Below are 24,472 nucleotides of genomic sequence, written 5' to 3' on the forward strand. Positions count from 1 at the left end.
TTTAGGAAATCGGTCGATGGAATTAGAAGGAGGGGACTATGCCCGCATTCTCTATTCCGGGACTGAGTTCCGGCCAGGATACGAACCAAATCGTAAAAAAACTGGTAGAGCTGGAAGCAAAGCCGATTCGCCGTTTGGAGAGACAAAACGGTTTTAATCAGGCTCAGGTCAAGGCATGGTCCGATCTTAAAACTTTAACTACAGACCTCCAAAACAAAACTAGAGAAATTATTTCTTTCACGGCACCTTTTGCAACTAAATCAATCGTTTCCGATCCGGAAGGTGTGATCACTGGAGATGCTGCACGTTCTGCGAGCAGCGGAAAACGTAAGATCGAAGTGAAAGACCTCGCTACATTTCATCAAATCTCAGGCGACCCTATCGATTCGGAGAGAAAGATACCTGCAGGGACTTTCAAAGTACTTTCAGGAGAGATAGAGAAGGAGATAGAGTTTCAAGGTGGAACTATCCGAGATCTGTATCTTACAATCCGAACAGCTGCGGCTGGGATCGTGCAACCTACTATTGTAAAAGTGGACCAGGATAAAACTGTCTTAACGTTAGCAGCTTCTCAATCCGGTAAAGATAATCAATTGAAGTTTGATGATCCAAATGGAGTGCTTAAAGCCGCTTCTCTTGTGGGTGGAATGCTTCCTCAAGATCCACCTCAGTCTTTTTATCTTCCTTGGGAAGCAAGTCAAACGAATCCTTTTCAGCCGGATAAGTATGGAATGACTGCGAATTCTAAGCCGACATTTATTGCGGCAGATCCTGAGAAAAAAGAACCTTCTAAAATCAAATTGAGTTCAAAACAAGCATTCCAATTCCATGTGGATGCAAAAGAAGGAAAGAAGGGAGCAAGAATTGAAGCTACCCTTTCCGAACCTTTGGAAGAAGGCGAAACAATTTCCTTGGGTGTGATCTATGATCAGGACGAGCAAGACAAAGTATTTTTAGAGACCGCCTATCATAAAGAAGGGAAAGTCCGTGTTACTTTCAAATCTAATATGGATGGGAAGAAGATCCATAAGGTAATTGTAATTAATCAAACAGGAAAGGAAAAAGAATTTTCAAATTTCAGATTTGTACTTCCTGCTGAATTTAATGGCGCCAAACCTGCGAAAACAATTGTAGAAGCTAAGGATGCAGTTTTTTTAGTAGATGGAATAGAGATAACTCGACCTAAGAACGAGGGCCTGACTGATGTTTTGGATGGAGTTCTGCTGAACCTGAACAAGAAGAGCGAAGGTGGCCCCGCCACCGTGGACATCAAAGTGGATTCCGCAAAAGGGATCCGAATGATCAAAGAATTTATAGAGGCATATAATAATGTTCTAAAATACTCTAAGGATGCAACTGCGGTTAATAGAGAAGCTGGAGTTAGCGATTCTAAATTGGAAGATCCAGATATTACCAGATCTTTCTGGGAAGGAAAAACTAAAACAGGTATTTTAGCCGGAGAAAACTCAGTCATCCGTTTGGTCGCGGGAATGAAGACCGTAACCACTTCTTCTTTTCCTGCGTATCCAAGCTCGGAGATCAGAACACTTTCAGATGTTGGAATTTCAACAGGAGATGTCGGAAGTAAATGGGCCGATATCCAAGAAGGTCTTCTATCCTTGGATGAGGCAAAACTTGCAGCAAAACTTGCTGAAAATCCTGACGCAGTCCGTCATTTATTCGCACAAGATACGAACTCTGATGCCAGAATGGACACCGGCGTCGGCGTAAATCTAGTAGAACATTTGAAACCTTATACTCAGTTCGCTGGTGGACTGGTTACAAGTAAGATAAAGTTATTGGAAGAACAAGTCTCCGATAATAATAAGAAAATCAAAAACTTCGAATCACATCTAATGAGTTACGAGAAAAAACTTAAAGAAAAGTTCCTATATATGGAACAGGGTGTGGGTAGAAACAAAGCAGTCGGCTCCTACCTGAATAATAATCTCAGTAGGGGACAGGGCGGAGACGATAAATAAAGGAATTATAATATAAACGGAGGAATCACCGTGGAAATATTCGTAAATGAGCAAAAATTGGAAAGCGTCATTGAAAATGAAAAGAACCTTGGAGAGGTTTTCGACGCGGTACGTCGTTGGGTGGAAACTAACGGTAAATTTTTATTATCCTGCGTTGTGGATGGGGAAGAATTTACCCAAGACACAATGCGTGATTCTTCTATTTCAAACGCCGCCAAAATGGAATTTTTTGTAGGAGAGGAGCTTGATATTCTGATCAGTTCACTTCACGAATTGGATTCTTATGTGGATAAGGTAGGAACTACTTTACTTGGCAGGGACTCTTTGACTGAAAAAGAATCCAAAGAGCTAACAGATGGGATCGGATGGATCCGCAGTCTTTTAGAATCCGCAGGTAAACTTTTAAAACTAAAATACGATCAGATCAAGCCTATGGGGACCGGCTCCACAGTTAGTGATATCCTGGACGCGCTGAGCAGCAATTCTTCTAAACTAGACGGAACAACTGCAATCGAAGAATTTTTGGAATATTTGAGAGATCTAAAATTATTCGTAATGGATCTAGTTGCAAGAGCTTCTGTTTTAGATCTAGAACTTCCTACTTTAAGAGAAATTTTAGATACTTTCATCAAAGCTGTTCCTGCTTTGAAAGAAAGTTTTGTAAAAGTAAATGAAAGTTATCAAGCTGGAAAAGATGAGGTAGCGACACATTTGCTTACTCAATCTGTTTCTCAGATTAATGTTCTTTTAACCTCGTTTATTACTCTGAGACAAAAACTTCCTGGTATGGATTTCTCTAAGATCCAAATCGCAGAAAGAACTTTCGAAGAGAAAACAAACGACCTAAACGATACTCTCGCTTCTGTTGCTTTAGCTCTGGAAGAAAAAGATATCATTCGTGCAGGAGATATTATTGAGTATGAAATCCCTGCTGTTTTGGATGAATTTCTTCCATTCTTGGAGAAAGTAAAAGAGCAAGCGGATTCTCTCGCCGTTTAAGAATCTGCATAGAGGTTATAGTTACCTAATCTTGGGCCCAGGTGGTGTGGGCCATACTAACCTGTAATTTCTAAACAGAATAAGGTTAGATCGTCCGTCATGATCCCATCTCCGAAAGACTCCGAATAGGATACTAAGGAGCGGATCAAACTATCGGAATCCTGGTAAGAAAGTTTTTTTACAGCCTCTACTAGAGTGGAATTACCCATCGGAATTCCTTTAGAACCTCTGACCTCGAATAAGCCATCCGAATATAATAATACTCTGTCTCCAGGTCTTAGTTGTACCCGAAAATCCTCTAGTATAGGAGTTCCTACAGCAAGAAGCACTCCTCCCTTTCCTTGCAAATCTAAGGTTTCTCCATCTCTGAGTAGAAGTCCTGCATGATGGCCAGCATAACTATATTCTAATATTCTTGTGTTTGGGTCATATTTAAGAAAAACCGCTGAGATGAAATGTTGGGTCACCACGGAGGAGAGTAGGTCATTCGTGAATAGTAATCCTTCTTTTGGTTTATTTCCTTTTCGGGAAAATACATTGAAGGAAATGGATGCCATCGCAGCTACCATCGCGGATGAAATTCCATGTCCTGAAACATCTGCGAATAAGATCTCAAGGCTTTCATCTGGACTTTCGGAACAGTTTAGAACATCTCCTCCTACCCGATCATATGGTCGAAAATAGGAGAATATTTTAAACTTATCAGAAGAAGGAAAATCTCTCGTAGTAATCGTATTTTGAACTTCTCTAGCAATGTCCAGATCTTGGATCACTCTGGAATAGAGCATATTGATCCGTTCGGAAGCTTCTTTCTTTTCAGTAATGTCTCTGAGGACATATACTTTACCTAAATCTCTTCCCGAAATAGGGATTTCGGATTTGGAAACTTCCAAATAAACTGAATTGGAAGAGGGGAGCATATCTTCGTCTAAAGAAATTTGTTTTGCTTCTGAAAACTTCCTTTTGAAATCCATCCTCGAAAAGGGTCTTCTGGTAAATCCTTCTAAAAATTTTCCTAGATCTAATTTTTCAGGATTAGTTGCTATTTTAGGAAAACCTAACATTTCTTTTGCGCTTTCATTCCAATACAACAAATCATCGGAAGTGGATAACAAGATTACCCCTTCTCTGAGTTTTGAATATAATTGGAGAGCAATCTTTTCTAATCGGATCTCTAAAAATCCGTATTTTGCGATGGCGATGAAAACACATGCGGACTGGATTACGGTTACGCTTCCGCTCAGAGGAGGATAATTTAGATCTCCTTGGGATAATATTCTAGGAAGTACCGTAGTCAAAAATCCAAGTATGGAGGATAAGAATGTTCCGAATGCTAAAAGATAACATTGTTTTCTAAATCCAATCTCTTCTTTTCTGGATTCGAAAATCAAAAGAAAGATGGCATATACAGGAGGAGAAACTGTTAGTATATTGATCCCGTATACATAAAAGGGACCTTGGATAAGCATGTCCCCCCAATATTTTCTCTCTACACCTGCTATGATCCAATCAGTTGTTAAAGTAATTGGGAAGATTGCGAGCGCCAAACCTCTTAACAAATATAAAACTATATTTGGATTTTTTGCAAGAAAGGCAAATACGAACTCTAAAAATAAAGGACCTACCAATAACCAGGAAATGGAGCTGATCTTAAAAACCCATATCATCCAATGAAATGGCAAGAAGGACCAGTACAAAATAATGGAAATGATCCAGAGACTTAATGCCCCCGAATATAAAAGATATAAATGAACTACTTTATGTTTTCCTTTTAATGCCAAAACATAGGTGAATAACCATAGATTTATAAATAATGCGAATAGTGGAAGGATCAGATATGGGTTCATGGTCCAATCTCCAAAGCTAACATCGCTAAATCATCATTATGCTTTCCGTTCCCGAATTCCAATGCTTTCCTATGAGCAGCTTCTAAAAGAGAGCGGGTATCTCTATCTGCCATTGTTTGTATCCAATCTAAGAATTCTTCGTAACCGAAAATTTCTCCTAGATTATTCTTCACTTCATATAAACCATCGGAATAGAATAACAATCTATCCGAAGTTTGCAGATCAAAATGATAATCGTTTAGATGTAATTCTTTGACTGCGAGTAAGATCCTACCTTCTCCTTCCAGAGGGTAAATTTTGCCTCCCCTGAAAACAAGCATAGGATGATGTCCTGCGTAAGAGAATCTAACTCTGTTTTCGTTAGGATAAAAACTCGCATACACCGCGGAGATATGATGGTGTAATACTACCTTTGAAAGCATTTCATGGATTTCTGATAAACTTTCTTTGGGCGAAAGTTTTTTTTCCGACACGATTTGGAATGCGATTGAAAGCATTCCTCCCACCATGGCAGATGCGATTCCATGACCAGAAACATCTGCAAATAATATATCCACTCTTTCGCCGGGATGTTCTATCACCCTCAACATATCCCCGCCTACCTTGTCTATGGGTTGAAAAAAAGAATGTATCCTATAGGAACCCTTGTCCGGAAATTTTTGGGTAATGATAGAAGCTTGTGTAACTCTGGCAATTTCCAGGTCATTTACAATTTGCGAATATAATTGGTGGATCTTCTCTTGGGCAGCCTTCTTTTCTGTAATGTCCCTCAAAAGATAAAGAGTTCCCAACTCATTCTCTGTGATCTTGATCTCTGAAACAGTTAGTTCTATGAATTGTAATACTGAGTTGTTTAGTAATTGGTAATCTCTCGGAATATGATCTTGTTCTTCTCTATAATTTGCAAAATGCCATTCTGGTTTGAATAAACCTTCTCTGGATGGAGAACCATCTAAGATTGCGATTGCGGCTTGGTTTGCAAAAAAGAATTCGTGGTTTTCTTTTGTAAGAATGATTCCGTCATGGATGTCTCGGAATAATTCTACTGCGATCCTTTCTAAACTTATATTTAGAAACCCATAACGTGTGATTGCGATAAAAATGAAAAATGCTTGTATGCTGATTGCCGCGGGGCTCAAGGGAACGAATAAAAATCTTCCTTGTTCATCCAAATTAAATAATTCTGTATAAGCGCTGATCCCAAGTGCTATCGTTGTTCCCCAGATCCAAAAATTTAATTGTTGTCTGATCTTTCTTTGTTTTGTCCTCAATCTTTCTCTTAAAAGAAGATATAACCCCCAGATTGCAGGACCACTAACTGCCACAGTACTAAATGGAACGAACAAAATCCCGGGTTCTAATTCATAACCCCAATCGTACAAGATAGAACCTTTAATGATCCAATCCGTAGAAGCAGTCAGGAATATGGTTAGAACGACTGAAAAGCGGAAGAAGGGGAGAAGGATTGTCGAACGAATGTTTAAAAATCTATATACTGTTTCTAAGAATAATAGGCCAACAGGGATCCAGGTAAAACAAGAAAGTTTAAAAATTGGAGTCATCCATTCCGGAGGAAGCATACTCCAATACAGAATATAAGAAACAAGCCAGAGATTTAAGAATAGAACGAATCTTAAAAAGTCCCGGATAACTGCGCTTCGGAACCTTCTCGCGAAAACATATGAAATAAGAAGAGTATTTATGATTAGAGCGCTTATTGGCAGAAAAAGGTAATAATTCATAGGCCCGACGCGTCGAGGCATCCTAACCGGGTCCTAATTCGGAATCAATCCCGAATGGCTTGTCGACGGACCTTTTTTGGGCTAGAAAACCTCAGTTTTTAGAGAGTTTAAAATCCCAGAAAATTAGGATTTGTTTATTAAGAAAATGAATTGCGTTAGACGACATTGTATATAGGATTGACGCGACTAACGCTCTGTCGCGGCCTAAGAGGAAAATCGAATGAGTGGACTGGATTCGGTAGGAACGATGGAACCTAGCTCCGATTATTTGATCCAAGAATCAATTTCCTATCCTTCTAAAGAGGCTCCGATACTTTCCCTCAAGGGAGTGACACTTACTCCTGTTTGTATTTGCCCTGAATGTGGGGTAATCAGCAAAACCCCTTGGTATAAATCTAGAGGAAGGCTCCGAGATTGGGCAGCATTCCTGGAAGAAGTCAGGTATATTACTTGTTCCAATGAGTCCTGCAGGACTAAATACCCCCCAAAATACCTTTTGGATTTTTCTAAAGGGATAAGTATTTTAAATAAATCGAATTTACTGAATTCTTTAAAATCTTGGTTCGAGGAATTTACAGGAAGAGAGATCGTATGGTTAGAAGAGGAAGAATCAGGTTTTTTATATTGGGACCCGCTCTTCCAGTCTGTGCCGAATTGGGCAGATCATATTCCTTCTCATTTGTTTGCAAATATTCTGCGATACACGCCACCCAAGGATTTGGAAGGAATCCTTTTGGGAAGAAAGGGGATTCCTCTATTCGGTGGATTTAAAATTTAAGAAAACCTGATATGGAGCTAAACGATTAGCACAAGCTCTGGCGGCTTCAGGAGCGACCTGATCACCTTTCTTGCAGTATCTTTCTGGAAAGAGTCTCGTCCTTTTTCAATTGAGAGACCAGTGCATCTACTCCCGGGAATTTTATTTCTTCTCTGATCTTTTTGGTAAAAATTATGTTTATCTTCTTTCCGTAGATATCATCAGAAAAATCGAATATATGACTTTCTAATGTGACTGCTTGGTCACCAAATGTAGGATTATTTCCAATATTGATCATAGAAGGGTAGGTTTTACCTTCTATCTCGGTTCTTCCCGCATAAACTCCGACTCCAGGAAGAATAAGTTCGGGCAAAGGTTGCACGTTAGCAGTAGGAAATCCGATCGTTCTTCCTCTTTGGTGGCCATGTACAACTGTTCCAGTGACAGAGAATTCTCTTCCAAGGCATTCTTCTGCCTCCGTTACCTTACCTTCTCTTAATAAGGAACGAATATAGGAACTGGAAAGTTTTGTAGGTCCTAAGAACACAGGATCTAATTTTTCCAGATCGTATCCGTACTCGGAAGAGTATTTCTTGAGAAGTTCATAATCTCCTCTTCTACCTTTTCCGAAACAATGATTGAATCCGATCAGAATAGATTTTGCACCGAGTTGATTGATTAGGATCTCTTTTAAGAAGGTTTCGGCCTCTATTTGCGCGAATTCTAGAGTGAATGGAACAACAACTAGCCAGTCTATCCCATAAGATTCTATTAAATTTTCCTTATCTGCTTGGGTGGTAATCCCTCCCAGATCCTTGTCTTTTCCTAGGACCAGGGCAGGGTTGGGGTAATACGTAACCACACAGGATGGGAGACCTTTTTCCAGGGAAATTTCCTTGGTTCTTTCTAAAAGAGCCTGGTGGCCCAGATGGATCCCGTCAAAATTCCCTAAAGTTACGACTGTGGAAGTCTTTAGGTTGCTTTTTAAGTTCTCCAGACTTCTAAGAATTTTCAAGTTTCTCTCCAAAGGACGGTCGATATTCTAAAAAGATGGACTGGCGCCGAATTGCAATTCTCTTATTCTTAATTCTTGCTGCTGCCGGACAGGGTCCGATTAGTCAGGAAAATCGGAAAACGAAAAATTTTGAGAATTTCTCCAAACCGATGGGGGGAGAAAACTATATTTCCGAGGATTATAAAACCTTCCCCGAACTTTCCATTTGGGCCTATCATAATGGACTGAAATTAGCTCCGGATAGAAAGGATCCTGCTCCTGGCGCCGGAACCGGTCGATTATTTGACAACCAATGTAGAATGATTCCTGAAACAGGGTTGGATATCCTACTTATTGCTGACTCGAATAGAAAAGACATTATCTATGTTTATTTTGATCTCACATTATTTTCTAAAACGGAAAATGCGGCGATTTTGCCGGAAAGAGAACTTAGAATTTCTGCAAATGGGATCTTGAAAAGAACGATCCGCTTTCCAGATGGAAACCTATACTCCAAGTCCATCTATGGAGGAGTTCCACCAGTCTATATTACAGTGGATCCATCTGAATTGAGAGAAGGTAGATTGAATTTGAATCTTACTCCGCTGGCAGGAGAAAAAGGCAGGTTTTGGGGAGTTTGGGACGTGTTTTTGTCCTACACTGCCCCGGAATATCCTTGAGGATCAGGGAAACTGGCTGGTGAACTCTGACTCTGAAAGAGTTTGAAAATAGGAAGTCAGTCCTGCCACTTTGAAAACTTTTTCGATCGCAGGTTTCATGTTAGCGATGAAAAATTTTCCGCTCAATTCTTGGACATAATTTAGTTGTTTAATCAGCATCCCAATTCCAGAGGAATCGATATAGTTTAACTTTTCCAGGTTGATCACAACGTTATTGTTATTTCGATCAATGTTCTGCTCGAAAAAGTTTTTGAGATCTATGGACGTATAGATGTCCAGGCTCCCGGAGAGGCTGATTATATTTGTTTCGCTGGATTTTCTAATGCTGATTTCCATATCCGTCCCTTCCCTTTTCGTAGAATCCGGCCGGAATTCAACGAATTTTTAGGAAAAATCCAGGCTTTTTGACGGAATGGACGACATTAATTATAGGAATTGTCCGGACTCATACGAATGAAGAAACCGTCTATCTTACTTCTTTTGATCTGTTTATTCAGTTTGGAAATATTTTCTCAGGACTTCGAGAAGGATGGTCAGATCAAAATTCTTCCTTACGAGCCTACACAGGTCCGCGACATAGAGGGACTGACCAAAGACATCAAGGATTTTCATAAAAGAATAGAGGATATGCTTCCTTTCCTTAATAGAAGGAAAAAAATTATTGATAATGAGTATTTCCAGTTTGTTCCTGCGATGGAAAATTTCAATTTCCCAGTCCGTGACAGGTTTTTAGTAGATAAAAAGTTTTATCTAAAAGTTTCAGGGGGAGAAGGTTCCCTGAAACTAGATGGAGTCCGGTTTATTACCCGAAAATCATTGGTCACTAAACTCAGACCCGTAAATGACGAGATCGGAGAATTAAAAAATGAGAAGGTTGCCGCCTCCGATCCTGCGAATATTGTTTTAGTTGTAAAAAGAAAAACTGATGCCGGAACCAAAGAAGAAGTGTATAGTCTTGGAAATATCAGAAGTCCATACCAACGAGTAAAGTTTGTCCGTTCTTACCGGGACAATCTTTCAGAAGTGGTCCAAGCTATTGACAAGTATGTGGAAGGAACGATCCGTGCAGACAGGAAAGATGTGGATACCATGCTTGATGGTCTGGAAAGCGGTGGTTCCTTCCAAGAATATAATTCAAATCGTTAAGCCTTTCTTAGAGTCTAAAATTTTACCATGAGTTCGGCCTGGACAGATCATTACAGAGTCCTAGGCCTGAACTTCGGTGCCAGTCCAGAATTAATCAAACATAGATACAGAGAACTCGCTAAAATTTTTCATCCGGATAATCGACTCACAGGTTCTAAACCTGTATTCTTGAAAGTTTTAGAATCTTATCAAATACTCTCTAAACCGGAAGAACGTTCTCGTTTCGACCAAGAATTCAAGATTCGTAAAAGACAAGAACATGCAAAAAATGGAATTCATTTAATCCCGCCTTCCAGGATATTATTCGCCACACAAGCGGTTGAATTTGCGAGAAGGGGCCTTCTTCGGGCTGGAATGAGAAGCAGGGATCGCAAAAAATACACGGGCATCTATCATGATATTCGTATCTGCCTCAAACCGGAAGAGTTATTAGGCAGAATATTCGCAGCCATTCCTCTGGTAGTTAGGTCTATCTGTCCGGAATGCAGAGGTTCAGATTTGAACTGTGCTTCTTGCGGGGGAAAGGGTAGTTACAAAAGTTATAGATATCTGAAATGGAGCCCGGAGCCAGGCAGCTTGCTCCCCGGTAGGATCTATACCCTGGATCTATCCGGATTTAGGCCCGACGTATTTACTCATTTCAAGAAGCGGATCTTAAAAGTTAAAATTGAACTCTTCCAGGGTCAAAAAAAATAGGTATATATGCAGAAGGTTTTAAAATTCGAGCCCATCTATAAAGAAAAAGTCTGGGGCGGTAGAAAATTAGAAACCGTATTGGGACGTTCTATCCCTTCGGGAGATATTGGAGAGTCCTGGGAGATTTCCGATTATGGTTCGGATCTTTCCAAAATTACCAACGGAGAGTATTCCGGAAAAACTTTTAGAGAAGTATATACTTCAGATTCTGACTCAGTTCTCGGAAAACCTTTTAAAGGGCAAAGTTTTCCCTTATTGATCAAATTGATCGACGCTAAGGAAAAATTATCTGTACAAGTACATCCGGACGATGCATACGCAGAGAAGTTTGATCCTGAAAGTGCAGGCAAAAAAGAAGCTTGGACAGTTTTACAAGCTGACAAAGGTTCTAAACTGGTTTGTGGATTTTCTAAACAAACAAATAAAGAAGAATTTTCTGAATACGTGCAAACTAATCGAGTAGAAGAAATTTTAAATGAAGTAGAAGTAAAAGAACTAGATTCTTTTCTTTTAAACCCTGGAAGAATTCACGCAATTGGAGGTGGAATTCTTCTAATGGAAGTCCAACAATCTTCTGATTCTACTTATAGAGTATATGATTACGGAAGACCAAGAGAGTTACATCTTAAAAAAGCGTTGGATGTTTTGGATTTTTCTTCCGCCGATCCTAAGGACAAATTGAGTCCTCGACAAATAGATTCTTCCGAATTCTCTCGTTCTGTTTTGACTGCAAACGATAAGTTCAGAATGGAAATTATAGAGATCGATTCTAATAAGAAATTTTCTCTTCCTTCTTTTTCATCCGAGCCTGTGTTCCATGTTTTAATGGTTTTAAGCGGGGAATGTAAACTGGAAGATCTGGATTTAAAAACTGGAGACACTGTCTTAGTCACAGCTTCCGGTATTAAACAAGGTGTTGTTTGCGAATCTAAATCTTCTTTCTTACGTTTGGCCTGGTCCGGTCCAGGTTCAGACTGGATCCAATATTCTTAAGTTATGAACGGGCCGGGAGAATATTCGGAAGAACCTCTACTTTGGGTAAGCGAATCCGAGATCAAAAAACAAAGACAGATCGCAAAAGATTTACGTAAAACCCCTTGGTGGAGAAAAAAGAAAGCAGACGGGATTTGTCATTATTGTGGGAAAAAATTTCCGCCGGATGAACTGACGATGGATCATTTAATTCCTTTGGCTAAAGGAGGAAAGTCTATCAAAGCAAATCTGGTCCCGGCTTGCAAAGAATGCAATAATTCCAAGAAGAATAAACTTCCTTTTGAAGAATTCTGATCTTCTTACCAACAATGCGTGTGGTATACAGCCTCTAAAAGATATAGATCGCAGACAGTCTTATTACTCTGATCGGCTAAACAGCCAGCTTGCAATATCTCTGCAGTATTTTTATCGCTTGGAGTCGCCCTCCTGCAGTCTTGCTTTCCTCCGGAGTTACAATTGGAAGATCCTATCAGCACAAACGATATAAAAATTAATAAAAATATATTATGCATTTTGAATGAATTAACCTGCAGGTTTTGGTCTACTTTGAACATATCTTTCTAAAAACAGGATCCAATCCCTTTTGAGAGAGGGTTTTTTGAGATAAGAATCAAATCCAGAACTTACGAAAAATTCTTCGGAGCCTGGTAATGCGTGAGCTGTCCAAGCCACCAAATAGGGAGGATGAGCGAAAGACTCTTTGATCCTTTTAGAAACTTCTACGCCGCTGATATCCGGAAGATCGATATCTAAAAGTATGATCTCGTAGGTTTCTCTGTCTAATTGAGCGATCGCATCTTTCCCCATTCCTAAAGAATGTACTTTCATTCCGAGTTTAGTAAGAATGTCGAACGCAACCCTTCTGGAAAATTCTTGGTCTTCTACGAGTAAAATTTTAAGTGGAGGCAAAACAATAGGTGGAGTCGTCTCTTCTTCCAGTTCTTGCTTTTCAGGCTCTTCCTGCGGGAACGGAAGTAAGAACGAAAACTTGGATCCTTTTCCTGGAGAACTTGAGATTCGGATACTTCCTCCCATAAGCTCTACTAACTTTTTGGAAATAGTTAGGCCGAGTCCACTTCCACCGAATTTTCGCGCAACAGAAGAGTCCGCTTGAACGAATGGTTCAAATAAAAAGGACGCTTGTTCTTCTGCAATGCCGACTCCGTCGTCTTGGACCCAGAATTCTAAAACACGCGAGAAAAGATCTTCTCCATAAAAACGAACTCCAAGACAAACCTTCCCGCCGGAGCCTGTGAATTTGATCGCGTTACTCAAAAGATTTAAGAGTACTTGTTGGATCCTTCCCTCATCACCTAAGAAGATACCAGGGTGGTGTTCTGGATAAGTGAAATCTACTAGAACCCTTTTTTCTTCTGCTCTTGCTTTTACCACTCTAGCGGCTCTTTGCAAAACTGCGAATGGGTCGAAAGGTAGGATTTCCAAAACGAAACGATGGTTTTCTATTTTAGAAAGATCTAATAATTGATTCACTAAGTGGAGAAGATTCTCTCCGGATGCTTGGATAATATCCGCATACTCCTTTTGTTCTTGGGTCAAAGAAGTTTCTGACAGAAGATTAGAAGTGCCCAAAAGTCCGTTTAATGGAGTGCGAATCTCATGGCTCATGATAGCCAAGAAGTCGTATCTATATTTTGCTTCCCATTCTGCTTTTTCTTTTGCAGCTGTAAGTTGAACAGTTCTGGATTCTACCTTGTTTTCTAATTCAGTTTTGAGCTCGTTCAGATTCTGGTTAGCGATCTGTAGTCCCTTCTCCGCCTCCATAGAAGTTCTTAAAACTCTAGAGAAAGAGAATGAGAAACCTAAGCTATGGAAGAATATGAACAAAAATATAGCGGGAGCAAGTATGTAATGATTATTTAATATATAATTAGAAGATAAAATATCGTTTGCGCCGGCAATGATTATGAAAGAGATCCCTACTAAGAAAAATCTGGAACCAGGCCTTGCATGGATTACTGCTCTTGCGCAACCTAATAGAGTATAAGCTCCGCCTATGATGACAGTAAATTGGAATGGGAAAAGTAATCTTGCATAGTATTCAGCAGGCAATACCAAAGTGGGAATTGAGAAAACCAACATTGTGATGAACGATATCCTTTCCGTTTTCGGATGGAAATCTTGTTTGAATGCTGTCGCCGAATAGGATAAAAACCCCGAACATAGAACATAGGTGCTCAGATATTCTAATCTATAACTGATCTCCCAAGGAACCTCAGGAAACACATAATTGAATAACCTATTCCCGGTCAGGAAAAACCTGAATACGGAAGCTAATGAAAATAAAGCAAAGTATAATTGGCTTTTTTCTTCTCTCGTTCTCAAGAAAGCCATGATCTGATAGATCGCAAGCACCAAAACTGCTGCCGAACTCGCAATATCCACCGCCTGGCTAGCGTGCAATTTTTTTAATATAAGGGAAGGAGTTCCAATCTCAGGAGTAAACCAGAGGCCTCCATTGATATGAGCAAAGTTGGATATCTCAAAATCTAACCTTTTTAAATCTTGAGGAAGAAGGACGATTGAAGTTTGTAGGAATGGAACTGAGGTCTCTGGAGTTTTTCCCACCTTGCCTACAGTCTCTAAAAGTTTTCCATCCGCATAAACCGAGTAAGAAGTCCCAAGATCCGGAACTTTTAACATCAACTCAGGACAATTTTCAGGAAGATGAAGATGTAAAGTGTAGGTCCCAAAACCTTTTCCATTTGGAAATAACAGTTTTCCATCTTTGGTGAATTCGTTCCAGATCAAAGGGACAGTCGCATAAACCGTCTCTTGGATTTGTCCCGCCTGCTCAGGCTCAGACGCCAAAAATTTTCCTGGAACCAATTCCAAATCTCCTCTCAGTGCAAGAATGGTTTTGTTCGGGTCCCAAGCTTTTGCTTCTAGTTTACCTTCTCGAATTTCTCCCAAATCATAATCTGTCCTTCCGCAATTCCAAGAGAGAAGAATGCAGAGAAAAAAAATTGGGAAAATTACACGATTCGAATGCATAAATGACGGAATTTCATCCTATAAACGACGCATTTTCAGGTTTGTCCACCTTTTACGGCAAAGCTGAATCCTTTTTTGGGCCGATCTTTACAGTAGGGAACGACCTCTAATGTTGGAATCTTATGATAAGGAAACTGAATCCACAGAGCATGAGGAGCTAGGCGACGAGCTTCTGCACTTGCTGGATGAGGATGGAAATCCATATTCTTTTATTGTGGGAGAAGTAGTCGAGTTAGACGAGCACCAATATTTTTTACTCATACCTTCTTCTGAAGACGAAACTGATCTTATCAATTTGGATGTAGGATTTTTAAAAGGAGAAGAAAGTTTCGGATACTTTGCCGTGAAAATAGAAGCGGATGAATTCGGAGAGGATAGATTGATAGAAGTCACTGATCCCAGAGAGTTAGAAGATTTATTGTACGAATTGAACTCAGACGTAGTCTAATGGGTCCAACGGTTTTGATTTTTGTTTTGAAAATAGTTTTTTCATAAAAAAAGAAATCGCACAATTTTCAACGGATTAGAAACTATCATAGTGGAATTGAACGCTCTTAACTTCGAGTTTCAAATTTTAGCTCTGTCGAGTCTCATCATTTTGAGCATAGGCTTATTACGCGTTTCCACAAAGTTTGGAATTCCTTCTCTACTTATATTCTTAACGATCGGGATGTTAGCAGGTTCCGACGGCATTCTAAAGATCTGGTTTAATGATGCAGATCTGACTAGAAAGGTCGGTTCTATTGCATTAGCATTTATCTTGTTCTCGGGAGGTCTGGAAACCGATTGGACCAAGGTAAAACCAGTACTCGGGAAAGGTATTTCTTTAGGAACGTTGGGAGTACTTCTCACTTGTTTATTCGTTGCCTTATTTGCAATTTTTGTAATGGGTTTCGAGCCTATTATCGGATTTCTCTTGGGCGCAATTGTATCTTCTACCGATGCCGCAGCAGTCTTCAATGTTCTCAGAACTAGCAATATAGGTATGAGAAAAGGGCTCACTTCTCTTTTAGAATTGGAGTCTGGTAGTAACGATCCTCTAGCAGTTTTATTAACCACGTCCGTTTTAGGTTTTGTGGGCGCTTCTTCTCCTTCTTGGGACACCTTGGCCTGGACTATTTTCCAACAATTTAGCTTAGGAATTATCTTAGGTCTACTTTTAGGCTATTGGATTTATAGAGGTATGAACAGGATAAAACTGGATTACGAGGGTTTGTATCCGGTATTGCTTTCTGCCTCCGTTCTATTCGTATATGCTGCAACCGATCTGATCGGGGGAAACCCGTTCTTGGCTGTATACATCGCAGGGATCATAATAGGAAATAGATCTTTCGTTCATAAACGAAGTAATGTTCGTTTTATGGATGGGATTGCATGGTTGATGCAGATTGTGATGTTCCTTACCTTAGGACTTCTAGTATTTCCTTCTAAAATTCCATCTGTCGCGGCATTAGGAATTGCGTTTTCGGTTTTCCTTACTGTGATTGCGAGACCAGCAGCAGTATTTTTAGCTCTCACTGGATTTAATGTAGATTGGAGAGAAAAACTTTTGGTCTCTTGGGTGGGATTAAGAGGCGCGGCGCCGATCATTCTCGCTACATTCCCTTTTGCGAAACAACTTCCAGAATCAGAGATGATCTTTCATATTGTCTTCTTTACTGTATTAACTTCTTTGTTATTACAAGGATCTACGATCCCATTTGCAGTTCGAATTTTGGGACTCGAGGCGGCTTTGGAACAAAGGGCTTCTTATCCGTTTGAATTTGAGAACAAGGACAAGAGCGATACTCAACTTTTGGAATATATTGTTCCATACGGTTCTGCTTCTGTAGGCAAATTTGTTTACGAATTAGATTTCCCTGAAAACTCTTTGATCACTTTGATTTACAGAGGAGATTCTCACTTGGTTCCAACAGGTAAAACCAAGATGGAAGATGGGGATGTACTTTTGGTTTTAACTCCGGAAGGTGCAGAAGATAAGATCCGAGAAATTCTTTCTAGAATGGGAGATAGAAAGGAAGCTTAAGCTTCTTAGAATGGAATGGATCGTATTGATTGGAAGAAAGTGTTCCGATCTAACTATTTTGAACTAATCTTTATTCTTTTTATATTCTCCTATATTTCTTATCAAAATGCATGGCTATGCGATGATTCATTTATTAGCTTTAGAGTATTGGATCATTTTGTAAACGGATTTGGTTTACGTTGGAATATTGCTGAGCGTGTGCAGGCGTTTACAAATCCACTTTTAATCTTGGTTCTTTCTCCTTTTTATTATACCTATCAGAATATAGTATTCTGGTCTTTTTTTAGCTCATTTGTTTGGGGGCTCACTGCAGTTTATTTTTTAAGAAAGATTTCAATTTCTAAAGTTTCATTTTGGCTAGGCTTTGGATTTCTTCTATCTTCCCGATCTTTTGTAGATTACTCCTATTCAGGTTTAGAAAATTCTCTAAACTATCTAATCGAAACAATCTTCTTCTATTTATATTTTAGGAAAGAAGAAGGGGCCGATTCTAAGTTACCGGGCCTAGTCTTTCTCGCCAGTCTCGGATTAGTTTCCAGAATTGATTTTATTTTAATTTTCTTGATCCCACTTCTAATAGTTTTTATCGAAGATTGGAAGAAAGAGAAAATTAATATTTCTTCATGTTCTAAAATATTTATATGTAGCCTTCCTGCAGTCTTTTGGTTTCTATTCTCTGCTTTATACTATGGTTCTCTTTTGCCGAATACATATTATTCTAAAACGAATGTAGAAGATCCTTTTGTTCAGATACTTTCGCAAGGGTTACGTTATTATGTTTTTGAATTGAAATGGGATTCTGTCGTATTTGTATTTCTTCCGATTGTGGCGATCGTCCGAGCTGTTTTCCGGAAGGAATCCAATTCTGTCTTTATATCTTTGCTCTTTTCTTTGCCATACTTGATCTATATCCTCTTTGTGGGTGGGGATTTTATGGCCGGAAGATTTTTTACTTATGTGGTCTTACTTTTCGGGATTGCATTGGTTCGTTTGGAGAACATACAAAGAAATGAGCTTTATGTTTTCGGCTTTGTTTTAATTTTATATAATATTTTTCTATCTTCCAGTCCGCTACATTCCGTTAAACAACAAGCAAAGCAAAATCCTTGGGTTTTGGAAAGAGGAGAAATTGCAGACGAGAAACTTTGGTATTATCCTGGAACCGGTCTTGCTTGGTATAACAAAAAGGATTCTCTTCTCTCTAATCTCGCGAATAAGAAACCTTTTTTCCCACCGACAGACCAAAAGATATTCATTAAATTTAGTACGGGTGTGATTGGATATTTTCTTCCAGATCAATATATTATCGATATAGTTGCTTTAGGAGATCCTCTTCTTTCTAGGATCCAAGGAAAAGGCAGGGTAGGTCATAAGATCAGACGTTTGCCTTCCGGTTATTTCGAATCTATTGAATCTGGAGAAAATAAGATCCAAGATCCTAAGTTAAAAGAATATTATGATTCTTTGAATTTGTTGATAAGAGGGGAAGTGTTCGACATCAGAAGATGGGATTTGTTCTGGAAGTTTCAATTCGGTTCGCTGCGGAAATACAAAGAGCCCTTTTTAATAGATGAGGCACGTGAGAATAAAATGTGGGAAGAAGAAAATCGCAAGAAGAACGAAGGGATTAATCAAATCTAAAACGCTGAGTCCGAATTAAAATGTAGGAATTCCAACAAGTTTTACAGCGCAAAAATTTGGTTGAAAGATTTAGGATTTTATGATATAGGGAGCGAGGGTTCTCCCACGGGCCCTCCACCACCACCCAATTCGGGTGGGGGCCGCACTCGTCCCCTTTGTAGGAGCTCCTACAAGAACGGGGCCATTCTCTCTACAAGGATCCTTCTGTTGTCTCCTGTTTGCAGAGAAATAATTCCTCGAATGATTGCTTGCCTTCTTCTGTCTCTGGAAAACGCCCAAGTCCTAAGTCTATTTGCCAATGGAAAATAAGCTAAATTCGCAAACGCGATCCCGTAGAAGGTTGCGATAAATGCAGTCGCAATTCCTTCGCCTAAGGCTCTGGTTCCAGCCCCCAAATTTTCCAACACACTTACTAGACCCATTACAGTTCCGATGATCCCGATGGTTGGAGAAAATCCTCCGGCCGTTTCTAGAATTTTCGCGGACCGAGTTTCCTTATTCTCCAAACCTTCTGCTGCTTCGAATAAAATTTCTTCGACTGCTCTTGGATCCGTTCCATCTACAATGAGTTGTATTCCTTTTCTTAAGAATGCGTCAGGCACTGCTGCAAGTTGGTCTTCTAACGATAATAATCCATTCTTGCGGGCCTTCTCCGCGAAGTCCAAGAATACGTCTGAGAGAGAAAATTCTCTTTTAGGAAAAAGGGATTCTCTTAGGTGAATGATTAGATTTGCAAATTCTTCTGGCGTGTAACTTGCAAACGTTGCTCCCGCTGTTCCCCCTAAGATCAATACGAGCGCAGATAGTTTGAGGAAGGAAAGAAAATGCGCTTCTTCCAATAAGATAGCTAATAATACGGAAGCAAATGCGGCAATTAAACCGAAGAGGGCCGAACGCATGGGAGCAAATTAGGTAGATTATGTCCATTAGACAAGTCTTTTCGTGAAGGTTAAGGGAAGTTTGGCCGCCTCCTCACTTCGTTCGGACCGGGTTGCTGCGGGCTCGGGCATTCGCCCTCGTCACTTCGTGACAAAGCCCTTCGCATCCCTGGCGGAGTTCGTCGATCCAAATCTCACGACCTTAGCATCAGGCAATACACTCGAAGTTCTCATGGGAGGAGATTTTGTAGGAATTCCTACATGCATTTGATGAGAAGGTTTTCGTTGACGGGGCGAGGATTTTGTGATAGGGAAAATGAGCTTTCCCACAAGCCACTCCCCCCAATCCCAACGCAGGGTGGGGGCTCCCCTTATTACATGTGGGAGCTCCTACAAAGATAAAACTTCCGAGCCAGGGGGTTAAAAAAAATAAGGGACGGTTTCGTCCATCCCCTCTACAAGAAAGTGAAAATTCGCAGTGGATTGGCTTTAACCAGGGAGGTTAAAGGTCCATCCGATTTAAAATATCGGATTTCAAAGTTCGGACCTTAGGGTTCGGGCGGAATTTTTCCTTAGGGAGAGGATTTAATTTCCTACCGAAAAATGTGACTTTGCATGTTGCGCTGCAAAATCCATTGACTTTTTAGCTATTTCCAAAATTTTTGTCCCAAATGCTCACTGTAGTCACCGTTCTGTTTTTGGGAATTTACGCCCTCGATATTCTAGGATTATTTTTCTTTGGAATCCATACCTATATCATGGTGTATCTGTACAAAAAGTACAACACCAATTGTGATACAGACCCGAGCAGAAACCTTTCTTTGGACGATCCGAGCCTTCCGGTAGTCACCGTTCAACTCCCTATTTTTAACGAGTTTTACGTAGTAGATCGTTTGATCGATTCCACAATTGCATTAAAATATCCTAAAGATAAATTAGAGATCCAAGTCCTGGATGATTCTACAGATGAGACCATCCAAAAAGCTGCTTCTTTAGTAGCAAAATACAAGGCTCAAGGTTTCGATATTCATCACCTTCATAGAACCAATCGTGTTGGCCATAAGGCAGGCGCTTTGGACGAAGGAATGAGAGTTTGTAAAGGGGACTACATCGCTATTTTCGATGCAGACTTCATGCCAGATCCTGAGTTCCTTCTTAAAACCATGGCTTACTTTGACGATCCTCAGATCGGAATGGTACAAGCACGTTGGGGACATATCAACGCAGATTACAATATTCTAACCAAAGCTCAAAGTTTCGGTATCGACGGTCACTTCATGATCGAGCAAGTAGCCCGTAACGGTTCCAAACTTTGGATGAACTTCAACGGTACTGCAGGTACTTGGAGAAAGAAAACAATCGAGGACGCTGGTGGTTGGGAGCATGATACTCTTACCGAAGACTTCGACCTTTCCTACCGCGCAGAGCTAAGAGGCTGGAAGTTCCGTTATTTTAAAGATGTGGTTTGTCCTGCAGAAATCCCTGCGATGATGTCTGCATACAAATCCCAACAGTTCCGTTGGTGTAAAGGTTCTATCCAGACAGCAGTGAAACTTCTTCCTCGTATCTGGAAAGCAGACCTACCTTGGAAAACCAAGGCTGAGGCTGTGACCCACTTGATCAATTATTCTGTTCACCCACTCATGATTGTGAACATTCTATTCAGCGCTCCATTATTATTAATGGAATATTGGTCTGGTTTCAGCTTCTACGATCTTCCATTGGAAGTATTATCCGGAACTGCAGCGATCCTTTCTATCGGATCTGTTGGACCTTTATTCTTCTACGCATATTCGCAAAAGACATTATACAAAGATTGGAAAAAGAGATTGGTATATCTTCCAATTCTGATCATGATTGGAACTGGGATTGCTATCGTGAACACTAGAGCATGGCTCGAGGCTGTTTTAGGTATCCAGTCTTCCTTCAAAAGAACTCCTAAGTTAAGGATTGAGAATAACTCAGACTCTCTGAAAGAAAGACTGAAATATACAGTTCCTTTGGACTTCCATGTAGTTCTTGAGTTCTTACTTGGTTGTTATTGTGTGTTTTCCGTTGTGCTATCATTCTTAGTGGGACGTCCTTATATAGTAGGCTTCCTATTGATCTACGGGATCGGTTTCTTCTTCGTAGCTTTTAAATCTTTCCAAGAATTTACCTGGAAATACAAAGAAGCAAGGAACGCAGCTCAGGAAGAGATCCCTCAGGAAGCCTGACACAGCTTCCACCAAACAAAAGGCGAGAAACGGGTTGACTCCCTGTGTCCTCGCCTAAATCTGTCAAATACCCCAGGAAACAGGATAACCGATGAGTGAGAAAGTCTATTGCGCCAACTGCCTGCATTGTGTAACCGTCAGACAGTATGAATCCGAGGCGGACAAATACATCCTCCGGGTCAAATGTACCAAGAAAAAATGGTCCAAACGTTCCGGCGAAGAAAAGTTATACAAATACTTTACTGTGGCTCGCCGTATGCAGACTGATTGCGAATTCTACGAGCCGATGGGAGAAATCCTTCCTTATATCAAAAATTTGAAGAAAGAACTTCCCATTAAAGACGAAATCTATATGGTGAAGTCGCCTAACTAAAAAGGGCATTGTTCTCCAAACCGTTCCTTCTCCAACCCAGGACCGTAAAAGAAACGGGAAATCGCAAAACGGTCCTGGACGAACCCTACACCCTCTTCCCGGATAAAGATGCCTTATTACTTAAGGATTTTCCAGTTCGGGTGAGTGTAGGAGATCCTCTCTACAAACAATCTTCAGGTTCAGTTCTCTCTCCAGTAAACGGGATCGCTTCTTTAGAACATAGCGAAGAAGGATCTAAAATCCGTATCGTTCAAGATGGAAACTTCATAGGCTCCAAACCTTGGATCCCGAAAAGACTCAAAAAAGAAGAAGTGCTCGAACCGATGGACAGACTCGGTTTAGTGAGTCTGGATTTTCCGGAACATTCTCTTTTATCTTATCTCAAATCCAGACAGAAAACATCACTTATCATCTTAGCTCCATTTACAAGAACCCAAGATGTGGATTATCTTCCCGAGTTAAAAAAGAATTCAGAATGCCATACTCGTTTTGTGGAAGTTTTAAAAACCCTTTTTCCAGAAGCACAAATCAGAGATTATATTTCCGGTCTGAAACCCCCTATTAAAAATTATACATATCCTTGGGGAATTCCTGAATATTTCGTTTCTCAAACTGAAAAAGTCCCTTTTTCTAAAATTAAGGAAATCTTATATTTAGGCCCCGAAACATTATATAATCTTTATAGAGCTTTATTCGCTGATTTTCCTTTTATAGAAAGAGAGATCGCTCTTTATTTTTTAGGGAAGAATGGAGGGCTTAGAAAGGCAGATTCTACAGTTCGTATTCGAAACGGACAGAGTTTGAAATTTTTATTCGAAGAATACGGCCCTAAATATTCTAATTTTACTCTTAATTCCTTTTACGAAAAAAATCCAGTCAGAGATATCAAAAAAGGATTCTATTGGGATATCAGACAGAATTATTCCTTAGTTTTTTTAACCAAACATGATTCCCAAAGAAGAGAATTCCCTTGTGTTGAATGTGGAGAATGTTCTTATAATTGCCCTACACAAGCAAATCCTATGGCCCTGGTTTCCAGCTTCGGCAATTTTAATTCTTCACTTTGTATGGAATGCGGGATCTGCACATTTCTTTGTCCTTCTACCATTTCTTTAAGAAATAAGATCAGAACTTGGAAGGAGGCGAACCATGGCTTTTAGTTATGTTCTCTCTACCCAAAATGGTTTTTTCAGAAGAAAAGACCTTCTCTTTCCCGATATTCTTTTTGCAATTTTGGCGATTGGTCTTTTGGTTTTAGGTTCAGGCGGATCTTATTATCCAATTATTCCTGCAGGTTTTGGACTTTTAATCGGAGCGGGGGCTTACTTTCTACTTACAGGTGGGAAGTCTTACCCGCTGTATTGGGTCAATCACGCATTGAGTTTTGCACTTCTTCTTCCCAGAGATTCAAGGTATGCTTTGCATGCAGTTTTTGCCTTAGGGGTTGGGCTTGGCCTATGGTGGATTTTAGAACAGAGATTTAAGATACGATTCCCTCTGGCATTATTACAATTTTTGCTTTTTCTAATATTTTACTTTTTACCTGGAATAGATAGCTGGGCTTCCGCACCTTCTTCTGTGCTTAGAGGATCTTCTTATCCTGATATATATACTCCTGGTTTTTTCACAGAAGGTACATTGCCTGCGTTTAGATATTCCCCGCTGGAAGCATGTGGCGGATTCGGAGTAATCCTAGCAGTTCCTTTGTTATTACGAAGTAGTTTAGCTCTTTTACTACCTTTAGGATTTTCTATCCTTCTTTCTGTCTGGATACATATTGCTAAGATTCCAGGTTGGGAAACTGTTTCTGGTCCCGTTTGGCTTGGAACTTTTTCCTTCATTTTACTTCTGAATTTGCCGGGAAGAAATACAGGCTCACTTTTGCCTCTTTCTTTTTTGAGTTTGGCACCTCTTGGATTGGCAATTTTTTTCCTTCCACCGGTATTTGTTCCCACATTCCTGTGGGTCTCATCGTTTTTTTTCATTGAATCCATCCTGATTCGTATTTTCCTAGGAGATAGGACAGAGAAGAATGAACCAGCTCCTCGCTTTACTTAAGCCAGAGACTGTAATTTTTGAAATAGAAGGTTCCTCTAAGGAAGAAGTGATTAATCAACTTCTCCAGAAGGCCGTCGACTCGACGCTTATTGCTCGAGACGACAGGGAACTTGTGTACGAATCTCTCATGGCGAGAGAAAAATCCATGTCCACGGGCATCGGCAGTGGGGTGGCAATTCCACATTGTTCGGTCAATCTGGTGGACGAACTCAAATGTGTGATGGGTCTTTCTCGAAAGGGAATCGATTTTGATGCAATCGATCATCTTCCCGTTCATATTTTTATTCTTTTAATCGTTCCCAAATCCAAATTCCAAGAACATATCAAAACTCTGGCACAAATCGCAAAAACCCTCAATGTAAAAGAGGATCGTGAAAAACTGATCCTTTCCAGAAATTTCGAAGAGATCCGGAAAGCTTTCTCCGCGTGAGA

Annotated in this window: 22 protein-coding genes; 16 read left to right on the forward strand and 6 right to left on the reverse strand. The window is 40.1% G+C overall.

What is annotated here, in order from left to right; translation table 11 throughout:
* Positions 1-38: 38 nt before the first annotated feature.
* Together fliD and B1C82_RS13865 are read left to right on the forward strand one after the other, a co-directional pair.
* Complete coding sequence (gene fliD, locus B1C82_RS13860) at positions 39-1,982, forward strand: flagellar filament capping protein FliD (protein ID WP_086448118.1); 1,944 nt, start codon at positions 39-41, stop codon at positions 1,980-1,982.
* A 30-nt stretch (positions 1,983-2,012) separates the two neighbouring features.
* Entirely contained in the window at positions 2,013-2,981 is a 969-nt protein-coding gene (locus tag B1C82_RS13865) for a hypothetical protein (RefSeq protein WP_086448119.1), read from the forward strand.
* A 56-nt stretch (positions 2,982-3,037) separates the two neighbouring features.
* Here the strand turns inward: B1C82_RS13865 and B1C82_RS13870 are convergent, their stop codons facing one another.
* Positions 3,038-4,828 (reverse strand): SpoIIE family protein phosphatase, encoded by a 1,791-nt coding sequence (locus B1C82_RS13870; RefSeq protein ID WP_086448120.1) that lies wholly within the window; start codon positions 4,826-4,828, stop codon positions 3,038-3,040.
* Entirely contained in the window at positions 4,825-6,570 is a 1,746-nt protein-coding gene (locus tag B1C82_RS13875) for a SpoIIE family protein phosphatase (protein ID WP_086448121.1), read from the reverse strand. The genes B1C82_RS13870 and B1C82_RS13875 overlap by 4 nt, the downstream gene beginning before the upstream one ends.
* Before the next feature lie 220 nt (positions 6,571-6,790).
* Between B1C82_RS13875 and B1C82_RS13880 the strand changes: the two genes are divergently transcribed.
* On the forward strand, positions 6,791-7,348 hold the full coding sequence (locus tag B1C82_RS13880) for a hypothetical protein (RefSeq protein ID WP_086448122.1): 558 nt from the start codon (positions 6,791-6,793) through the stop codon (positions 7,346-7,348).
* Positions 7,349-7,409: 61 nt separating this feature from the next.
* On the opposite strand, the gene B1C82_RS13885 is transcribed toward B1C82_RS13880, so the two are convergent.
* Positions 7,410-8,342, reverse strand: coding sequence for a bifunctional riboflavin kinase/FAD synthetase (locus tag B1C82_RS13885; RefSeq protein ID WP_086448123.1), 933 nt, complete (start codon positions 8,340-8,342; stop codon positions 7,410-7,412).
* A 35-nt stretch (positions 8,343-8,377) separates the two neighbouring features.
* Here B1C82_RS13885 and B1C82_RS13890 point away from each other — a divergent pair, with 35 nt between their 5' ends.
* Positions 8,378-9,001, forward strand: a complete 624-nt coding sequence (locus B1C82_RS13890; RefSeq protein WP_086448124.1) for an LIC10729 family protein — start codon at positions 8,378-8,380, stop codon at positions 8,999-9,001.
* Positions 9,002-9,004: 3 nt separating this feature from the next.
* Here the strand turns inward: B1C82_RS13890 and B1C82_RS13895 are convergent, their stop codons facing one another.
* The gene (locus tag B1C82_RS13895) at positions 9,005-9,337 is read right to left on the reverse strand and encodes an STAS domain-containing protein (protein WP_008595407.1); all 333 of its coding nucleotides are present in this window, start codon (positions 9,335-9,337) and stop codon (positions 9,005-9,007) included.
* Between the two features lie 117 nt (positions 9,338-9,454).
* Here B1C82_RS13895 and B1C82_RS13900 point away from each other — a divergent pair, with 117 nt between their 5' ends.
* Genes B1C82_RS13900 through B1C82_RS13915 form a run of 4 tightly spaced genes read left to right on the forward strand, consistent with a single transcriptional unit; the run spans position 9,455 to position 12,130 of the window.
* Complete coding sequence (locus tag B1C82_RS13900) at positions 9,455-10,147, forward strand: LIC_12936 family protein (protein ID WP_086448125.1); 693 nt, start codon at positions 9,455-9,457, stop codon at positions 10,145-10,147.
* 27 nt (positions 10,148-10,174) lie between these two features.
* A complete protein-coding gene (locus B1C82_RS13905) occupies positions 10,175-10,843 on the forward strand; it encodes a J domain-containing protein (protein ID WP_086448126.1) in 669 nt (222 codons plus the stop codon).
* A gap of 6 nt (positions 10,844-10,849) precedes the next feature.
* Complete coding sequence (locus B1C82_RS13910) at positions 10,850-11,836, forward strand: type I phosphomannose isomerase catalytic subunit (RefSeq protein WP_086448127.1); 987 nt, start codon at positions 10,850-10,852, stop codon at positions 11,834-11,836.
* A gap of 3 nt (positions 11,837-11,839) precedes the next feature.
* Complete coding sequence (locus tag B1C82_RS13915) at positions 11,840-12,130, forward strand: HNH endonuclease (RefSeq protein ID WP_086448128.1); 291 nt, start codon at positions 11,840-11,842, stop codon at positions 12,128-12,130.
* Between the two features lie 228 nt (positions 12,131-12,358).
* Here B1C82_RS13915 and B1C82_RS13920 read toward each other — a convergent pair whose 3' ends face one another.
* Complete coding sequence (locus B1C82_RS13920; protein ID WP_086448129.1) at positions 12,359-14,848, reverse strand: ATP-binding protein; 2,490 nt, start codon at positions 14,846-14,848, stop codon at positions 12,359-12,361.
* 109 nt (positions 14,849-14,957) lie between these two features.
* Here B1C82_RS13920 and B1C82_RS13925 point away from each other — a divergent pair, with 109 nt between their 5' ends.
* From B1C82_RS13925 to B1C82_RS13935, 3 genes are all read left to right on the forward strand, one after another.
* Entirely contained in the window at positions 14,958-15,296 is a 339-nt protein-coding gene (locus B1C82_RS13925; protein WP_086448130.1) for a DUF1292 domain-containing protein, read from the forward strand.
* 96 nt (positions 15,297-15,392) lie between these two features.
* Entirely contained in the window at positions 15,393-16,874 is a 1,482-nt protein-coding gene (locus tag B1C82_RS13930) for a potassium/proton antiporter (protein WP_411550327.1), read from the forward strand.
* A 15-nt stretch (positions 16,875-16,889) separates the two neighbouring features.
* The gene (locus B1C82_RS13935) at positions 16,890-18,515 is read left to right on the forward strand and encodes a hypothetical protein (RefSeq protein WP_086448132.1); all 1,626 of its coding nucleotides are present in this window, start codon (positions 16,890-16,892) and stop codon (positions 18,513-18,515) included.
* A gap of 167 nt (positions 18,516-18,682) precedes the next feature.
* Here the strand turns inward: B1C82_RS13935 and B1C82_RS13940 are convergent, their stop codons facing one another.
* Positions 18,683-19,414 carry a motility protein A gene (locus tag B1C82_RS13940; RefSeq protein ID WP_086448133.1) on the reverse strand — a complete coding sequence of 244 codons (732 nt, stop codon included), beginning with the start codon at positions 19,412-19,414 and terminating at the stop codon, positions 18,683-18,685.
* A 650-nt stretch (positions 19,415-20,064) separates the two neighbouring features.
* On the opposite strand from B1C82_RS13940, the gene B1C82_RS13945 reads away from it, so the two are divergent.
* The 5 genes from B1C82_RS13945 to B1C82_RS13965 all read left to right on the forward strand — a co-directional run bounded on the left by B1C82_RS13945 (position 20,065) and on the right by B1C82_RS13965 (position 24,470).
* Positions 20,065-21,609 (forward strand): cellulose synthase family protein, encoded by a 1,545-nt coding sequence (locus B1C82_RS13945; RefSeq protein ID WP_086448134.1) that lies wholly within the window; start codon positions 20,065-20,067, stop codon positions 21,607-21,609.
* Positions 21,610-21,700: 91 nt separating this feature from the next.
* Positions 21,701-21,982 carry a hypothetical protein gene (locus tag B1C82_RS13950; protein WP_010414765.1) on the forward strand — a complete coding sequence of 94 codons (282 nt, stop codon included), beginning with the start codon at positions 21,701-21,703 and terminating at the stop codon, positions 21,980-21,982.
* A gap of 8 nt (positions 21,983-21,990) precedes the next feature.
* A complete protein-coding gene (locus B1C82_RS13955; protein WP_086448135.1) occupies positions 21,991-23,142 on the forward strand; it encodes a 4Fe-4S dicluster domain-containing protein in 1,152 nt (383 codons plus the stop codon).
* Positions 23,132-24,040: a hypothetical protein gene (locus tag B1C82_RS13960; protein WP_086448136.1), complete on the forward strand. Its 909-nt coding sequence runs from the start codon at positions 23,132-23,134 to the stop codon at positions 24,038-24,040. The genes B1C82_RS13955 and B1C82_RS13960 overlap by 11 nt, the downstream gene beginning before the upstream one ends.
* On the forward strand, positions 24,015-24,470 hold the full coding sequence (locus tag B1C82_RS13965; protein ID WP_086448137.1) for a PTS sugar transporter subunit IIA: 456 nt from the start codon (positions 24,015-24,017) through the stop codon (positions 24,468-24,470). Before B1C82_RS13960 ends, B1C82_RS13965 begins: the two co-directional genes overlap by 26 nt.
* Positions 24,471-24,472: the final 2 nt, after the last annotated feature.

The organism is Leptospira venezuelensis (assembly GCF_002150035.1).
Taxonomy (GTDB): Bacteria; Spirochaetota; Leptospiria; order Leptospirales; family Leptospiraceae; genus Leptospira_B; species Leptospira_B venezuelensis.

What these genes read in the sequence shown, in the direction of transcription:
- B1C82_RS13880 (WP_086448122.1), top strand. Translation starts at nt 6,791, where the DNA reads ATGAGTGGACTGGATTCGGTAGGAACGATGGAACCTAGCTCCGATTAT.
- B1C82_RS13875 (WP_086448121.1), bottom strand. Translation starts at nt 6,570, where the DNA reads ATGAATTATTACCTTTTTCTGCCAATAAGCGCTCTAATCATAAATACT.
- B1C82_RS13890 (WP_086448124.1), top strand. Translation starts at nt 8,378, where the DNA reads ATGGACTGGCGCCGAATTGCAATTCTCTTATTCTTAATTCTTGCTGCT.
- B1C82_RS13935 (WP_086448132.1), top strand. Translation starts at nt 16,890, where the DNA reads ATGGATCGTATTGATTGGAAGAAAGTGTTCCGATCTAACTATTTTGAA.
- B1C82_RS13960 (WP_086448136.1), top strand. Translation starts at nt 23,132, where the DNA reads ATGGCTTTTAGTTATGTTCTCTCTACCCAAAATGGTTTTTTCAGAAGA.
- B1C82_RS13870 (WP_086448120.1), bottom strand. Translation starts at nt 4,828, where the DNA reads ATGAACCCATATCTGATCCTTCCACTATTCGCATTATTTATAAATCTA.
- B1C82_RS13900 (WP_086448125.1), top strand. Translation starts at nt 9,455, where the DNA reads ATGAAGAAACCGTCTATCTTACTTCTTTTGATCTGTTTATTCAGTTTG.
- B1C82_RS13965 (WP_086448137.1), top strand. Translation starts at nt 24,015, where the DNA reads ATGAACCAGCTCCTCGCTTTACTTAAGCCAGAGACTGTAATTTTTGAA.
- B1C82_RS13895 (WP_008595407.1), bottom strand. Translation starts at nt 9,337, where the DNA reads ATGGAAATCAGCATTAGAAAATCCAGCGAAACAAATATAATCAGCCTC.
- B1C82_RS13910 (WP_086448127.1), top strand. Translation starts at nt 10,850, where the DNA reads ATGCAGAAGGTTTTAAAATTCGAGCCCATCTATAAAGAAAAAGTCTGG.
- B1C82_RS13945 (WP_086448134.1), top strand. Translation starts at nt 20,065, where the DNA reads ATGCTCACTGTAGTCACCGTTCTGTTTTTGGGAATTTACGCCCTCGAT.
- B1C82_RS13915 (WP_086448128.1), top strand. Translation starts at nt 11,840, where the DNA reads ATGAACGGGCCGGGAGAATATTCGGAAGAACCTCTACTTTGGGTAAGC.
- B1C82_RS13920 (WP_086448129.1), bottom strand. Translation starts at nt 14,848, where the DNA reads ATGCATTCGAATCGTGTAATTTTCCCAATTTTTTTTCTCTGCATTCTT.
- B1C82_RS13925 (WP_086448130.1), top strand. Translation starts at nt 14,958, where the DNA reads ATGTTGGAATCTTATGATAAGGAAACTGAATCCACAGAGCATGAGGAG.
- B1C82_RS13940 (WP_086448133.1), bottom strand. Translation starts at nt 19,414, where the DNA reads ATGCGTTCGGCCCTCTTCGGTTTAATTGCCGCATTTGCTTCCGTATTA.
- B1C82_RS13950 (WP_010414765.1), top strand. Translation starts at nt 21,701, where the DNA reads ATGAGTGAGAAAGTCTATTGCGCCAACTGCCTGCATTGTGTAACCGTC.
- fliD (WP_086448118.1), top strand. Translation starts at nt 39, where the DNA reads ATGCCCGCATTCTCTATTCCGGGACTGAGTTCCGGCCAGGATACGAAC.
- B1C82_RS13905 (WP_086448126.1), top strand. Translation starts at nt 10,175, where the DNA reads ATGAGTTCGGCCTGGACAGATCATTACAGAGTCCTAGGCCTGAACTTC.